Source organism: Rhodopila globiformis (genome assembly GCF_002937115.1).
In the GTDB taxonomy this organism is placed as follows: domain Bacteria; phylum Pseudomonadota; class Alphaproteobacteria; order Acetobacterales; family Acetobacteraceae; genus Rhodopila; species Rhodopila globiformis.
Window position 1 is genome coordinate 13,863 of the sequence record NZ_NHRY01000198.1, and the last position, 15,331, is coordinate 29,193.

Consider the following 15,331-nt stretch of genomic DNA (forward strand, 5'->3'; position numbering starts at 1 on the left):
TGGCGTGACATGCCGCAGTTGACAGCGCCAGTGTGTTACAGCAGACCGCAGGTCGATTGAGACAGGGCGACGGCGCTCCCTCATCGTCATGGCCCGGCTTGTCCCTACGGGATGCACGCATCTCGGAAACGGTCCGCCGCTGCGTTTCCCTTTCGTCATGGCCCGGCTCGTCCGGGCCACCTATTCCAGCACGTGTGCCGCGACAGGTGGCCCGGACAAGCCGGGCCATGACGATGGGGGAACGCTCTCGGCCGTGAGGCAAGCACTTGATTTTACGGTCATTTCCGACTCGTTTCCGGGATGTGTGCATCCCGTAGGGACGAGCCGGGCCATGACGGTGAGGACAGGGGGCCTCAGCGTCCCAACCGACCTGCGGTCTGCTGTAGCCACCTTTCGCCAGGAAGGTGAGCCCACGATGAAGCTGGTCAATGTTCACGCGGCACAGACGACCCTCTCGCAACTGCTGGCGGATGTCGAAAACGGCGAGGATGTCGTGATCACGCGCTACGGCGTCCCGATCGCGCGGCTGACGCCATTAGCGAAAAAGCCGATCGGCCGGGAACCGGGGGTGCTTCGCGCTCATCCGGCCTGGCGGGCCTTCGCCTATGATCCCAAGGTCTTCACGCCGATGACCGGCGAGGAACCGGAAGCCGAGGGCTGGATGTGACGCATCTGGCCGGCGCCTGCGCCTTGATCATCCATCCTGGTGATCCGTCGGCTCCCTGGATCATGACCAGGAGCGTTGCCATTGTGGTGCCCGCGGGCGGGCAGGGGGACTGGTGAGCCGCCCCGCTACTCCGCCGCCGCTACTCCGCCGCCTGGGCCTTCCGCGCCGCCCATTCCTCGACGCTGATGCGCGGCATCTCGAAGCGGTCGGTCACCCGCGTGTACCAGCCGGCGCCGTGCATGCGGCCGATGAGGTCGAGCTTCGGGGTGTCGACGTAGCAGCGCTCCCTGTCCAGCACGCAGTCGTCGCGCACGTGGATCGCCAGCACTTTACCCAGGATCACTGCCCGGTCGATGCCGACGTCGACGATCACCAGCCGTTCGCATTCCATCGACACCGGCGCCTCGGCGATGCGCGGCGGCCGGACGTGGACCGACGGCGCGGTGGTCAGCCCGGCTTCCTCCAGTTCGTTCACCGCCTTGGGGAATTCGATGGCGGTGACGTTCATCGGCTCGGCCAGGTCGTAGCTGACCAGGTTGACGACGAACTGCCCGGTGCGGCGGATGTTGCCGCCGGTGTCCTTGACGTCGCCCGGCGCCCGGCCGCCGATGCCGATGGCGACGACAGGCGGATCGCCGGAGACGGCGTTGAAGAACGAGAACGGCGCCGCGTTCAGCGTCCCGTCCGTATCCTGCGTCGTCACCCAGGCGATCGGCCGCGGGCCGATGGTCGCGACCAGGAGTTTGTACATGTCCTTGCTCGCGGTGGCGGCGAAGTCGAACAGCATGGCGTGTCCTCGGTCTGTATGGGCGAGAGCGTGACGCAGGGCAGAGGGGCTGTCCAGGCTGGGGTTGGGCCGATGGCCCGGAGGAGGCTGGACCCGGGGCGGCAGACGGACCGCCGATCGGCATCGGTTCGGGGAACCTGGCTGGTCACTGTCGATCCTGCCGCGGGTACTATCGATTCGAGCCTGCACTATCGAGCAGACCCCATCTTCAATCCGGAGTCAGGAGCGACGTTGATGTGGCGATGGCCCGGTTTTCCCCGGTGATAGGAAAAGGTGATGCTTTTCGCTTCGTTTGTGTCGCTGTCACCCGGGCGCCGTGGCTTTGATGAGGGGCACGGCAATCAGTGCCAAGGCAATAGGGCCGAAGGCCAACCGAATTCCTGCTCTGCGGACTCTGCGCTCCGCTCTGCGCACTCTGCGTTTCAAAAAGCGGTGGCCGGGGCGCCGCCGGCGTTTGGGGTTGGGTGCCGCGCCGGCAACGCCGATCTTTGTTGCGAAATCGCATTATTAAAACGCAGAGCGCGCAGAGCGGAGCGCAGAGTACGCAGAGAAGAATTCATGGCGACGCGCGGTCACGGTGGCTCGGCGCCGATCGGCATGCGCCCGTGCCTGGCGTTCAAGACAATGCAGGCCAAAGTATCAGCCAGTCATCGACTGGCTTGGGTTGCGCAAGCCCAACCTGCGAACCTCTCCTCGCCCCGGCGTGGAACGGCCAGGCATCGCAGATTCGGTACAGAGGCGGTACGGCTCTGCTCGGTAACCCTTGTCGGCCTGTGTCCCGCGTGACATGCTACACTATCGACACGTATTCCGGCGCCGGCACGTGGTTCATGGTGCCGAGAAACGTTACGGGAAAAGCGCATCGACGGTTGAACGCGGCATCAGCCCGACAATTCCTGCAATTGGCAAACTACTGGCAGGCCAGGCACTCCTCGTAATTCGTCGCATTCCCCGCCGTCGTCACCAGTGCCAGCGCACCCTGGCTGTCCCGCGCCGGCGCCGCCGCCTCGGCCAGCGCCGCCGGCGCCACCGCCTTCTCGCTGACGTTGTCCGCCCGCGCGATCGACAGGCTGCGGCAGTAGTACAGCGACTTCACCCCCTTCTTCCAGGCCATCAGGTGGATCTGGTGCAGGTCCCGCTTGTGCACGTTAGCCGGCAGGAACAGGTTTACCGACTGGCTCTGGCAGATGAACGGCGCGCGGTCCGCCGCGTGCTCCACCACCCAGCGCTGGTCCAGCTCGAACGCCGTCTTGAACACCGCCTTTTCCTGCTCGCTCAGGAAGTCCAGGTGCTGCACGCTGCCCTTGGTGCGGGTGATCGAGGACCAGACCGCCTCGTTGTCCTGCCCCTTCGCCGCCAGCAGCTTCTGCAGGTGCCGGTTGCGCACGGAAAAACTGCCCGACAGCGTCTTCTGCAGGAACACGTTGGCCGCAATCGGCTCGATCCCCGGCGACGAGTTCCCGGCGATGATCGAAATCGACGCCGTTGGCGCGATCGACAGCTTGTGCGAGAACCGCTCCTGCACCCCGTAGTCCGCGGCATCCGGACAGGCTCCGCGCTCCGCCGCCAGCTTCACCGACGCCGCGTCGGCCCGGGCGCGGATGTGGCGGAACACCTTCCGGTTCCAGACCTTCGCCACTACGCTCTCCCACGGCACGTTCATCGCCTGCAGGAAGGAGTGGAATCCCATCACGCCCAGCCCCACCGAGCGTTCCCGCATCGCCGCGTAGCGCGCCTTCTCCATGCCCCCCGGCGCGCGGTCGATGAAGTCCTGCAGCACGTTGTCGAGGAACCGCATGGCGTCCTCGATGAACGTCGGATGCGTCTCCCACTCCGCCCAGTTCTCCAGGTTCAGGCTGGCGAGGCAGCACACCGCGGTGCGCTGCCGCCCGTGCTGGTCCTCGCCCGTCGGCAGGGTGATCTCGCTGCACAGGTTGGAGGTCTTCACCTCCAGCCCCGCCAGCTTGTGATGTTCCGGGCGCGCATTGTTAACGTGGTCGGAGAACACCAGGTACGGCTCCCCGGTCTCGATCCGCGCCGTCAGGATGCGGATCCACAGGGAACGCGCGGAGATCGACCGCACCACCGAATGGTCCTTCGGCGACAGCAGCGGCCATGGCTCGTCGGCCTCCACCGCGCGCATGAACGCATCGGGGACCTGGATGCCGTGGTGCAGGTTCAGCGCCTTGCGGTTCGGGTCGCCGCCGGTGGGGCGGCGGATCTCGACGAATTCCTCGATCTCGGGGTGCCAGACCGGCAGGTACACCGCGGCGGACCCGCGCCGCAGCGAGCCCTGGCTGATCGCCAGCGTCAGGCTGTCCATCACGCGGATGAACGGGATCACGCCCGAGGTCTTGCCGACGGCGCCGACTTTCTCGCCGATGGAGCGCAGATTGCCCCAGTAGGAACCGATGCCGCCGCCTTTCGAGGCCAGCCAGACATTCTCGTTCCACAGGCCGACGATTCCCTCCAGGCTGTCCGACGCCTCGTTCAGGAAGCAGGAAATCGGCAGGCCACGTTTCGTGCCGCCGTTCGAGAGAATCGGCGTCGATGGCATGAACCACAGCTTGCTCATGTAGTCGTACAGCCGCTGGGCGTGCGCCGCGTCGTCGCCGTACTGCGAGGCCACCCGGGCAAACAGGTCCTGGAAATCCTCGCCCGGCATCAGGTAGCGATCGCTCAACGTCGCCCGCCCGAAATCCGTCAGCAGCGCATCGCGGGAACGATCGAGTCGCACCTGATGGCGACCGGGCATCTGGACGGCGTCGAGCACGGTGGCCTCCCCTGGCAACATCATTCGCGGCTTGCCCTTTTCCCGGCGTGGTTGGATTCGTATCAAACCATATATGGGAGAGGGTGGGGAGTGCATCCACAATATGCAGGCTTGTGATGCAAAGGACACGCTGGCTGCCAGCAGTAGGGATTTGATGCCGCGGCCGTTGCCTCTCCGTCATGGCCTGGCGTGTCCCCATTGGCGTTAAAATAGCGTGGCGGCGGCACGATGCTTGCCATTCCGTCATGGCCCGGCTTGTCCGGGCCACCTGTCGCGGCACAGTGCTGGAATAGGTGGCCCGGACAAGCCGGGCCACCTATTCCAGCACTGTGCCGCGANTTCCGTCATGGCCCGGCTTGTCCGGGCCACCTGTCGCGGCACAGTGCTGGAATAGGTGGCCCGGACAAGCCGGGCCATGACGAGGAGGCAACAGCCAGCCCTATTTTAACGCCAATGCGGGCGTGTCCCCATGCGTATCAGGATAGGGCGACGGCTGGAGAAGGATTTGGTGCCCGGCCATGACGGAGAGGCAACGGACCGGGCACAACGGGACGGCAACAACCGCCCGGCGTCAGGCGGCCTCGACCTCGCTGACCAGCGCCTTGATCCGCGCCGCCAGGGCGTTCAGCGTGAACGGCTTGGTGATGACCTGCATGCCGGGTTCCAGGCGGCCGCTGCCCAGCACGGCGCTCGGCGCGTAGCCGGTGATGAACAGCACCTTCAGGTCCGGCCGGGTCAGCCGCGCCGTCTCGGTCATCTGCCGCCCGTTCATGCCGCCCGGCAGGCCGATATCGCTGATCAGCAGGTCGATCCGCTGGCCCGATTGCAGCACCTTCAGCCCGCCGGCACCGTCCTCGGCCTCGATCACCGTATAGCCCAGTTCCTCCAGCACGTCGGTGACCAGCATGCGCACCGTCGGCTCGTCATCGACGACCAGAACGGTCCGGCCGGTCGGTTTCGCGGGCTTTGCCGGTTCCGCGCCCGGCATGGGCCGCGGCCTGGCCTCCGTCTTCTGCCGGGGCAGGTAGATCCGCACCGTCGTGCCGGCGCCGAGTTCGGACCAGATACGCGCCTGCCCGCCGGATTGCTGCGCGAAGCCATAGATCATCGACAGGCCGAGGCCGGTGCCCATCCCCAGCGGCTTGGTGGTGAAGAACGGATCGAACGCCCGCGCCATCACCTCCGGCGACATGCCGGTGCCGGTGTCGGTCACCGACACCGACACATACTCGCCCGGCATCACGTCCCAGTCGGCGGCGGCGCGGCGGTCGAGCGTGACGTTGGCGGTCTCGATCGTCAGCCGCCCGCCGTCCGGCATGGCGTCGCGCGCGTTGATGCACAGGTTGAGCAGCGCGCTCTCCATCTGGTTGGGATCGCACATCGTCATCCACAGGTCGTCCGCCGGCGCCGTCGCCACCTTGATTCCCGGCCCGACGGTGCGCTGGATCAGTTCCGCCAGCGACGTGACCAGCTCGTTGACGTCGATCGCCTCCGGCGCCAGCACCTGCCGCCGCGAGAACGCCAGCAGCCGCTGCGTCAAGGTGGCGGCGCGGCTGGCGTCGCCCTGCGCCGCGACGATGTAGCGTTCCGCGCTGGCCAGCTGCCCCTGCTCCAGCCGCGCCTTCAGCAGTTCCAGGCTGCCGGCGATGCCCTGGAGCATGTTATTGAAGTCATGCGCCAGGCCGCCGGTCAACTGGCCGACCGCCTCCATCTTCTGGCTCTGGCGGAGCTGTTCCTCGAGGTTGCGCTGCTCGGTGATGTCGATCAGCACGCCCTGCAGGCGCTGCGGCGTGCCGTCCGGCGCCAGGGTGCTGTGGCATTGCGCCAGGAACCAGCGCACCAGGCCGTTGGGCTGCACCACCGGATGGACGAAGGAGTGATCGCCGCCGGCCCGCATCGCGTGGTCATACTCCTGCTGTATCCGGGCCCGCGAATCGGTCGGCACATTGACCAGGACGTCGGCCAGCGCGGCGCCGGCCTCGGCATAGGCCGGATCCAGGCCGAAGATCTGGGCGAACGAGGCATCGGCGTAGAGCACGTCGGCAATGGTGTCCCAGTCCCACGTGCCGCTGGCGTTGACCGCGGCCAGGGCGAGGCGGGCGCGCTGCTCGCTTTCGCGCAACGCCGCCTCGGCCCGCACCCGCGCCGTGACGTCGACCAAGGCGCCGAGGATGCGCGGGGTGCCATCCTCGCGCTCCACCCGGCCGGAGGCGAGCACGTCGAGCACGGTGCCGTCACGCCGGAGATAGCGGCGCGGCACGTCCAGCGCCTCGCCGGTCTCGAGCACATGCCGCAGGTCGTCGGCCGCGTGATCCTGGCCGGGCGCCTGGAAGCGGCTGATCAGGCTGCCCAGGACCTCGTCGCGGTCGTAACCCAGCAGATCGAGCCAACGCTGCGAGGCGGAAACGATAACGCCGCCGGCGTCCAGCACGTGCAGCGGCACCGGGGTGTTGTCGTACTTGGCGCGGGCGCGGGCCTCGCTTTCCCGGGCGCGCGCCTCGCTGTCGCGCAGCGCGGCGTTGCTGGCCTGGACCTGCGCCTGCGATGGCAGCAGCAGCGCCCTTGGCATCAGCACCCACAAGGTCACGGCGGTGGCCACCGACACGATGGCGGTGGCCACCTTGACGGCGGCCTCCAGCCCATAGGCGGGAACCCACAGGGTCAGCACGGCGAACAGATGGGTGGTGCCGCACAGCAGGATGAAGGCCGAGAACAGGTAAAAGACCGGGCGGTGCGCCAGGTCCGGGCGGCGGCGCGCGAAATACATCAGCGCGAGCGGGATGCTGAAATAGGCGAGGCCGATGGCGCTGTCGGCCAGGGCATGGGTCCAGATCAGGCCAGGCTCCCACGACAGGCAGAAGCCGTGCGGGGTGAGCCCTGATGGATCCAGTAGCCAATCGGTCAACGATTTCAGCATGACCTGCGAAATTCCCTGTCCGCACCGAAGAAAAGGCGGCATGATCGCCAACGGGTTCGATGGCACAAGCGTAATTTGCGGTCAATCTAAATTACAACTACGTTGTAGTCCTAAAGAAATAATGGGCAACGGCGCATGCCTGTGCCGGCTTTATTGTATGAGATACGACATCTTCTGTAAGAAGCCAGATATTGCGATGCGCCGGAGAATTTTTTGGACACGACCGGCCGGGTCCCGGAGCGGTATCGCAGAGCGTGCGCCCGGGACGTTCAGGGGCAGGCGCGTACAGGTTTCCCGCCCCGTCAAACCCAGGTGGGTACTGACGCTGCATGAACCCATGGGTTCGGGCGGCACGACCAGGACAAGCCCGACTTTATCATTCGGGTTGAGGCGGCCGACCGCACCGCTCATGAACAGTACGGCCGGTTCCTGCCAGCGTGAGAACGCGGCAGGCAATTGCAATTGTGTCACCAGGATGGATCCTGGCAAGGCATTGTTTGCCAGAACCGTCTCCAATTCAGGCTTTGTCCAAAGCCGCGGGCATCGACGTGACGGCGACGCGGGCGTAGCGGAAATTTAGCCATCGGTGATGTTTGGTGACCACCCGGAAGAATGCTGTCGACTTGGTGCTCAGCCAAAACATACAATGAGCATTAGTTCCCGATGCAACAAGTAAGAGCCTATATGCGCGCCTGGGCCAAACGCAATCATGATGCAAGAGCGAGAAACCCAACTCAACCGCTGTATGCATCACCTGTACCCTGGAGACCGGCATGGCTGACAATCCGACTATCGAATCCGAAACAAGGCCCTGCCCGCCCGATCCGCTGCCCCCTGTAGTCGCCTCCCGGCCTATCCGGCACAGCGGGTATAGAATCGGGACTTTTGCCGCGACCTTGTTTCTGGTCATGATCGCCGTGCTTGTCGGGTACCGAATCATTCTGGACTACAAACAGACTGACGATGCCACCATCGTCAGCGAGAAACATGCCTATGAGGTCATTGGGGTATCGACCAGGATTCTGTCTGTCACGGGCGATACTGAAACCGGCCAGCGAGGCTTTCCGCTCACCGGCAAACCTGCCAATCTGGAACCTTATGGCACCGGCATGGATGCCCTCCGGCGCGACCTTTCCCTGATCCGGGACCTTACCACCGACGACCCGCATCAGCAGGACAATCTTCTGGCGCTCCACAATCTCTTGCAAAGGAAGCAGGCGGAACTGGCGCACGCGATCGATCTTGCGCAACACGGCGACAAGAATGGCGCGCTCGCCATCGTCAACACAGACGAGGGGATGCGCCTGATGGAGGCCATCCGTCATACCGTCACAGGCATAGTCGGGGATGAACAACAGCGGCTGCTGGCGTGGCATGCTCAGCGGCAGCACGCGCGGGACGCCTCAGGGCAATTGCTCATCGTGCTGTTGGCCGCCACAGGGGGAGGCGCAATGGTGGGCGGCATCGCCGTCGGGTGGTTGTTCAGCAGCGCAGCAGCCGGACGGCGCGAGGCGGCGCAGGATGAGCAACGACGCCTGATGAGTATGACCGACCTGGCCGCGATCATGGTGCGTGACTTCGACGGCCCCATCCGTTTCTGGTCCGAGGGCTGCCATGCCCTGTTCGGCTGGACCGCCGGGCAGGCGGTCGGGCAATCGTCACACACGCTGCTGGGGACGGTCTTTCCGGTGCCGCTCGCCGACATCCAGGCCGCGCTGCTGCGCGATGGAAGCTGGCGCGGCGAGTCGCGCCAGCGCCGGCAGGACGGCTCCGAGGTGATCGTCTCCGCCCACAAGGCTCTGCGGCGCGAAGCCGATGGCAGCCTCACGATCATGGAGAACGTCACCGACGTCACCAAGCAACGGCGGGCCGAGGCCGCGCTGCGCGACAACGAGGCCCGACTGCGGCTGGTGCAGGCTGTCGGCGGGATCGCCTATACGGATCAGGCGCTTCCCGGAAGTACGGGCATGGTGTCCCACGAATACGTCACGCTCTACGGCCTGCCCAAGTCGGCGACACAAATCACCGAAGCGGAATGGCGCGCATTCCTGCATCCAGATGACCGCGACAGACTTGATGCCGAGATCACTGTCCTCATGGCGGGCGGCGGCCCGCTGGCCACTGAGTTCCGCATCCGCCGGGCGGATGGGTCGGTGCGCTGGATCGCCATGCGTGTCGAGGCATTTTTCGGCGAGGACGGCCAGCCGCTGCGCCTGATCAGCGCACAGCGGGACATTACTGAGCTTGTTGCCGCTCGTGAGGCGCTGGCTTCCCACGCGACCGACCTGGAACGGCAGGTTGCCGAGCGCACTGCGGCGCTCGCCGCGGCCGAGGCGCGGTACCGGGCGATTTTCGACTCACAGTTAGAGTTCATCGGCCTGCTCGATCCTGATGGCACCATGCTGGAAGCGAACCGCACGGCCCTGGAGGCAGCGGGGCTGACACGCAAGGACATAATTGGTCGTTCGTTCTGGGAGACTGGCTGGTGGCCGGCAGCCGAGCGCGACCGGCTGCGCCAGGACATCGCCGAGGCCGCTGCGGGCATGGTTATCCGCCGCGAGGTGAAGAACATCGGCGCCGATCGGCGCGAGATCTGGCTCGACTTTTCGCTCAAGCCGATACGCGACGCGGTGACGGACAAAACTGTCTGGATTGTCGCCGAAGGCCGCAACATCACCGAGCAGCGGAGCCTGTCCAACCAGCTCGTGCAGGCAAACAAGGTGCAGGCGCTGGGCCAACTCGCCAGCGGCATCGCGCACGACTTCAACAACATTCTGCAAGCGGTCGAGGGCGCCGCCACCCTGATCGAGCGGCGGCCGGAGCATCACGACAAGGTTCGGCGCCTGGCCCGCATGGTGGTCGATGCCACGGCCCGTGGCGGCTCGATCACGCAGCGCCTGCTGTCCTTTGCGCGGCGCGGCGAATTCCACCCCGAGCCGCTGCCGACCGCTGACCTCCTCGCCAACATCCGGGAGGTGCTCGCCCATACCCTTGGGGCCTCGATTGTCGTCCAAAGCACCATGCCGCCAGGCGTCCCCCCCGTCCTCGCGGACCGTGGCCAGCTCGAAACGGTGCTGGTCAACCTCGGCACCAACGCGCGCGACGCCATGCCTGAGGGCGGTACGCTCACCCTGTCGGCGGACGTCGAATTCGTCGCCGCTGACGATCACCGTCCCGCCGGGCTGGCCTCAGGGGCTTACGTGCGGCTCAGCGTCACCGATACCGGAACCGGCATGGATGCGGCGACCTTGGCACGGGCCGCCGAACTGTTCTTCACCACCAAGCCGCTTGGCCAGGGCACTGGCCTTGGGTTGGCGATGGTCAAGGCGTTTGCCGAGCAGTCCGGCGGGGCGATGGCGATAGCCAGCACGCCCAGCGAGGGGACGACGGTAACGCTGCGGCTGCGCCAGGCCACGGAAGGGACCACGCCGCCAGACGGCGAGGCGGATTCGCACGGGGACACGATCGATGCGTCGGCCCACATCCTTCTGGTCGATGACGACGACATGATCCGCGAGTTGCTGGCGGCGCAGCTTGAGGATCTTGGCTTCCGCATGCTGGTGGCCTCCCGCGGCGCCGAGGCAATTGCCTTGCTGGAAGCGGGCGAGACGGTGGATGTGTTGGTCAGCGACCTGTCGATGCCGGGCATGAACGGCGTCGCGACGATTGAGAAAGCGCGGACATTGCGTCCCCGGCTGCCGTGCTTCCTGCTGACCGGCTACGTCGGTGAACGTGCGGCATTGGCGGCGGGGGATGCCTTTACCTTGGTCCGCAAGCCAGTGTCAGCGCAGGCCCTGGCCGCCCGCATCGAGGCCGGGCTTGCAGCCACAAGGAGATGAAACAAGCCGCGATCCGGCAAAGACGGTAGAGATGGCGGGCATTGCCTGTCGCAGGCGGAATCGTCCGGCTTCCGACGAATGGATGAGCAATGGCGTATGCCCTGCCGCCGCAAGAGTGCCACCGTAGGACCAGCCACGCCTTTCCCACGGCATCCCGCTGATCCACTTTCAAGGGCCGAATCGAAAGCTTCCATGGGGGCGTTCGAGGCGGTATTGCATTGACTGGCCTCCGCCAACGCAGTCCGGCACGGCCGCCTGCCGGCGCGATGCGTTACGGAAAATCCTCGAACCCGTCGAACCGCATGAACAGCCGCGCCGGCTCCCGCACCGTCGCCAGCCCGTTCTCGGGCGCATCCGGATCGGCGTAGCCCAGCGCCATGCCGCAGACCACGATCTCCTCCTCCCCCAGGCCCAGCACCGGACGCATCGCCTTGTGGAAATGCGTCCACGCCGCCTGCGCGCAGGTGTCCAGCCCCCGACCGCGCGCGGCGACCATCACATTCTCCAGGAACATGCCGTAATCCAGCCACGACCCGGTGGCGAGCCGGCGGTCGATGGTGAAGATCAGGCCGACGGGGGCGTCGAAGAACTGGAAGTTGCGGCGATGCTGCGCCTTCATCTTCGCGGCCTGGCCGCGGGCGATGCCCAGCAGCCCGTACAACTCCCATCCCACCGCGCGGCGGCGCGACAGGTAGGGCTCGAAGAACTCGTCGGGGTAGTACTGCACCTCCTGCGCGTGCCCCGGCTCCTCGGCATCGAACGCCGCCTGCACCGCGGCGACCAGGCGGTCCTTCGGCGCCCCGGCCAGGACGTAGCCGCGCCAGGGCTGCATGTTGGTGCCGCTCGGCGCCCGGGCGGAGACGTCGAGGATCGCCTCCACCGTCGCGGCCGGCACCGGCGTGGGCAGGAAGCGCCGGATCGACCGGCGCGTGGCTATCGCTTCGTCAACGCTGTTCATTCAGGTGTTCGCTTCCAGTTTGCGGATGAAGTCCCTCAATGCCGGCGCCCATTTCGCGGCGTCGGCGCCGGAGGCCAGGTGGCCGTGCGCGCTGTCGATTTCCACATAGGCGGCATCGACCCCGGCGGCGCGCAGCCCGCCCATCACGCCGGGCGCCAGGTTCGGCGGAAACAGCGCGTCGGTGCGCGACAGCACATACAGCACCGGCACCCGGATGCGGCCGTAGGCGCCGGTGACGTCGTACTCCTCCATCGCGCGGCCGAGGATGAACAGCGAGTTGGCGTCGAACACCGCAGCCCAGGCCGCGGCGATGCGGTGGATCTCCGCCTCGCGGTCCGCCGGATCGGGAAACTGCCCAGCGAGGCTCTCGCCCAGGCCGTAGCGCTTCAGCGTGTCGACCCGCAGCGCCGTCAGCGTCGCCTGCACGCCGCCGGTCCCGTAGTAGTCGCCGCCGTTCCAGTTGGGGTCTGCTTCGAACCGCCGGCGCAGCCCCTCGGTCCGGTCGCCCTCGGGCGGCCGCGGCGCCGTGACCACCGGCACGATGCCGTCCATGAAATCGGGAAACGTCACGGCCCACTGGAACGCCTGGAACCCGCCATAGGACGGGCCGATGACGGCGCGCAGGTGCCGCACGCCCAGGCCGTCCAGCAGCCGCTTCTGCGCCCGCACGATGTCGGCCACGGTGATGCGCGGAAACGCCGGGCCGTACGGCCGGCCGGTGCGCGGATCGGTCGACGCCGCGTTGGTCGAGCCGAAGCTCGATCCCAGCATGTTGCTGCACAGGACGAAATAGCGGTCGGTGTCCAGCGGCGCGCCGGGACCGATGAGCGTGCTCCAGGCGCCTTCCGCCGAGGCGACGCCGGGGGCGATCATCAGCGGCCCGCTGGTGTAGCCGTGGGTGACCAGGATCGCGTTGCGCCCGTCCGGCGCCAGTTGCCCGCGGCTGGCGTAGGCCAGCGTCACCGCCGGAAGCGTGTCGCCGTGCTCCAGCGGGAAATCCCTGAAACTGAAACCGTCCTGAACCAGAGCCGTCATGGGTTGCCTGCTTCCTCTGCGATCATGTTGCCATTGGTTATCAAGTCACGCCAGCCGGCCACGCCGGCAAGACAACCAGAGGCCGGCGGACGCGGCAACAGGGCGTGGCCCACCGGGCAATCGGGCGGCGGCGGTGGACGCGGCGCCCGCGGCGTGATCCAGTAGGGCCGGCGGCCGGCGCCAGGCCGCGCCGCAACCGGGCCAGGAGGCAAGCGCCATGGAATTCGGGATCGCCCTCGCCACCGCCGCCGACAGCTGGAAGGTCGTCAGGCGCGCCGAGGAACTGGGCTTCTCCCACGCCTGGTTCTACGACACCCAGATGCTGTGCGCCGACTGCTTCGTCGCCATGGGCGCCGCCGCGGCGCAGACCTCGCGCATCCGGCTTGGCACCGGGGTGCTGATCCCGACCAACCGCATCGCCCCGGTCACCGCCAACGCGTTCGCCTCGCTGAACCGGCTCGCGCCGGGGCGGATCGACTTCGGCGTCGGCACCGGCTTCACCGGCCGCCGCACCATGGGCCTGGGCGCGATGAAGCAGAGCGACATGGAGGAGTACATCCGCGTCGTCATGGCCCTGCTCGACGGCGAGACGACCGACTTCACCATCGAGGGCGAGCCACGCAAGGTCACCTTCCTCAATCCCGAGCTTGGGCTGATCAACCTGCGCGACGCGGTGCGGCTGCACATCTCGGCCTATGGCCCGCGCGGCCGGGCGCTGACCGCGAAGCTCGGCGCCGGCTGGCTGAACTTCGTCGGCGACGTGGCGGGCGGCGTGGCCGCCATGCACGCCATGCGCGAAAGCTGGCAGCGCAGCGGCAACGACCCGGCGGATCTCTCGGCCGTGGCCTTCGCCCTGGGCTGCGTGCTGCAGCCGGGCGAGGCGGCCGACGGCGAGCGCGCCATGGCGCAGGCCGGCCCGCGGGCCGCCGTGCTGCTGCACCGCGCCGCCGACGAGGCGCTGTCCGGCCTGCCCAACACCGCGCCGGTGCCGCCGGAACTGGCCGACTCGGTTGCCGGCTATGTCGCGCTGGCGAAGCGCTTCGAGCCGGCGGATGCCCGCTACCTGGCCAACCATCGCGGCCACCTGATGACGGTGAAGGACATCGAGCGGCCCTATGTGACGGCCGACCTGATCCGGCGGACGACGTTCACCGCGACCGAGCCCGTGCTGCGCGACCGCATCGCCGCCCTGCGCGACGCCGGCTACACGCAGTTCGCCATCCAGCTCGTCCCCGGCCAGGAGCAGGCTATCGAGGACTGGGCGCGCATCAAGGCGGCGTTTCGGTAAAGATCCTGAACTGCAACGATACGCGAAATGTGAGCCGCCTGCCGTTCACAACTCGCGCCACGCTTGACCAAGATCAACGCGGCCGGGCCCGTGCCGTCCGATCAATCCGGCCACTGAACCGGCAGGGGGACTGCGTTGCCATGGCTCATCCTGGTTTTCTTCGCTCCACGCTGATCGCGACCGCCGCCGTGTGCGCCATGGCGCTTGCCGCCGACACCGCACGCGCCGCGGACGGGCCGCCACCGCTGACCCCCGAGGCCCGCGAGGCGGTCGTGCAGATGGGCAAGACGCTGTCGGGCGAGGCGTTCTCCTTCCACGATCAGACCATCCGCGAATACGCCGGCGCGAACGGCGAGCCGCTCCACATCTTCCACGCCGCCGACGTCACCCTGCGCCGCCCCGATCGGCTTCTGGTCGACGTGAACGGGGACGACGGCGTCGTCCGGATGGCGTTCGACGGCAAGGCCCTGACCGTCTACAGTGCCGAAACGAACCGGTATGCGACCCTGCCGGCGCCGGGTTCCACCGAGCAGATGCTCCGGCTGGCCTCCAGCAAAATGGGCGTGGATTTCCCGCTGGCCGATCTTCTGGCGGACTCGCCGGCCGAGGCGGTGCTTTCGAATGTTACGTCAGGCTATGTGGTCAACACGGTGCCGATCGGCGGGGTTCCGTGCCGGCATCTGTTCCTGACGCAGCCGCCCGGGCTGGAACTGGAACTGTGGATCGAGGACAACGAACGCGCCCTGCCGCGCCGCCTGATCATTACTTACCGGTCGCTGCCCGGCGAGCCGCGTTTCATTGCGGAAATGTCCGGCTGGCGGCTCGACGCCCGTCCGTCGGATGCCGAATTCACCTTCCCGATGCCGGAAGGCGCGACGAAAGTGGACATCAAGCAGGAGACGCCGAAATGAGGTCCGTGCTGCTCGGTCCGGTGGTGATCGCGGCCATGTCCCTGGCGGCGCCGCATGCGTTCGGCTGGGGCACCGTCCAGGGGGCGTATGGTGGGGCCGCCTATCGCGGGCCCGCCGGCGGCGTGGCGGTGCGGGGACCCTCGGGGGCCGCCGCGG

General features: G+C 67.2%; 9 protein-coding genes. 4 read left to right on the forward strand and 5 right to left on the reverse strand.

Features of this window, described 5'->3' with window-relative positions:
* Positions 1-331: 331 nt before the first annotated feature.
* Positions 332-667, forward strand: a complete 336-nt coding sequence (locus CCS01_RS18355; RefSeq protein WP_204848344.1) for a type II toxin-antitoxin system Phd/YefM family antitoxin — start codon at positions 332-334, stop codon at positions 665-667.
* A gap of 139 nt (positions 668-806) precedes the next feature.
* Here the strand turns inward: CCS01_RS18355 and CCS01_RS18360 are convergent, their stop codons facing one another.
* The 3 genes from CCS01_RS18360 to CCS01_RS18370 all read right to left on the reverse strand — a co-directional run bounded on the left by CCS01_RS18360 (position 807) and on the right by CCS01_RS18370 (position 7,144).
* Positions 807-1,454 carry a flavin reductase family protein gene (locus CCS01_RS18360; protein WP_104520224.1) on the reverse strand — a complete coding sequence of 216 codons (648 nt, stop codon included), beginning with the start codon at positions 1,452-1,454 and terminating at the stop codon, positions 807-809.
* Between the two features lie 910 nt (positions 1,455-2,364).
* Positions 2,365-4,251, reverse strand: coding sequence for a ribonucleoside-diphosphate reductase subunit alpha (locus CCS01_RS18365; protein WP_239992226.1), 1,887 nt, complete (start codon positions 4,249-4,251; stop codon positions 2,365-2,367).
* Positions 4,252-4,798: 547 nt separating this feature from the next.
* On the reverse strand, positions 4,799-7,144 hold the full coding sequence (locus CCS01_RS18370) for a hybrid sensor histidine kinase/response regulator (protein WP_158258478.1): 2,346 nt from the start codon (positions 7,142-7,144) through the stop codon (positions 4,799-4,801).
* 773 nt (positions 7,145-7,917) lie between these two features.
* On the opposite strand from CCS01_RS18370, the gene CCS01_RS18375 reads away from it, so the two are divergent.
* Entirely contained in the window at positions 7,918-10,983 is a 3,066-nt protein-coding gene (locus CCS01_RS18375; protein WP_104520227.1) for a PAS domain S-box protein, read from the forward strand.
* 271 nt (positions 10,984-11,254) lie between these two features.
* Here the strand turns inward: CCS01_RS18375 and CCS01_RS18380 are convergent, their stop codons facing one another.
* Together CCS01_RS18380 and CCS01_RS18385 are read right to left on the reverse strand one after the other, a co-directional pair.
* The gene (locus CCS01_RS18380; RefSeq protein WP_104520228.1) at positions 11,255-11,941 is read right to left on the reverse strand and encodes a nitroreductase; all 687 of its coding nucleotides are present in this window, start codon (positions 11,939-11,941) and stop codon (positions 11,255-11,257) included.
* Complete coding sequence (locus CCS01_RS18385) at positions 11,942-12,976, reverse strand: alpha/beta fold hydrolase (protein WP_104520229.1); 1,035 nt, start codon at positions 12,974-12,976, stop codon at positions 11,942-11,944. It lies immediately after the preceding gene.
* Positions 12,977-13,193: 217 nt separating this feature from the next.
* On the opposite strand from CCS01_RS18385, the gene CCS01_RS18390 reads away from it, so the two are divergent.
* Together CCS01_RS18390 and CCS01_RS18395 are read left to right on the forward strand one after the other, a co-directional pair.
* Entirely contained in the window at positions 13,194-14,264 is a 1,071-nt protein-coding gene (locus CCS01_RS18390; protein ID WP_104520230.1) for an LLM class flavin-dependent oxidoreductase, read from the forward strand.
* 140 nt (positions 14,265-14,404) lie between these two features.
* Positions 14,405-15,175: a DUF2092 domain-containing protein gene (locus tag CCS01_RS18395; protein ID WP_104520231.1), complete on the forward strand. Its 771-nt coding sequence runs from the start codon at positions 14,405-14,407 to the stop codon at positions 15,173-15,175.
* Positions 15,176-15,331: the final 156 nt, after the last annotated feature.

Bases quoted from the DNA above. Each gene is read 5' to 3' on its own strand.
- CCS01_RS18355 (WP_204848344.1), top strand. From the start codon at position 332: ATGACGGTGAGGACAGGGGGCCTCAGCGTCCCAACCGACCTGCGGTCT.
- CCS01_RS18360 (WP_104520224.1), bottom strand. From the start codon at position 1,454: ATGCTGTTCGACTTCGCCGCCACCGCGAGCAAGGACATGTACAAACTC.
- CCS01_RS18365 (WP_239992226.1), bottom strand. From the start codon at position 4,251: ATGATGTTGCCAGGGGAGGCCACCGTGCTCGACGCCGTCCAGATGCCC.
- CCS01_RS18370 (WP_158258478.1), bottom strand. From the start codon at position 7,144: ATGCTGAAATCGTTGACCGATTGGCTACTGGATCCATCAGGGCTCACC.
- CCS01_RS18375 (WP_104520227.1), top strand. From the start codon at position 7,918: ATGGCTGACAATCCGACTATCGAATCCGAAACAAGGCCCTGCCCGCCC.
- CCS01_RS18380 (WP_104520228.1), bottom strand. From the start codon at position 11,941: ATGAACAGCGTTGACGAAGCGATAGCCACGCGCCGGTCGATCCGGCGC.
- CCS01_RS18385 (WP_104520229.1), bottom strand. From the start codon at position 12,976: ATGACGGCTCTGGTTCAGGACGGTTTCAGTTTCAGGGATTTCCCGCTG.
- CCS01_RS18390 (WP_104520230.1), top strand. From the start codon at position 13,194: ATGGAATTCGGGATCGCCCTCGCCACCGCCGCCGACAGCTGGAAGGTC.
- CCS01_RS18395 (WP_104520231.1), top strand. From the start codon at position 14,405: ATGGCTCATCCTGGTTTTCTTCGCTCCACGCTGATCGCGACCGCCGCC.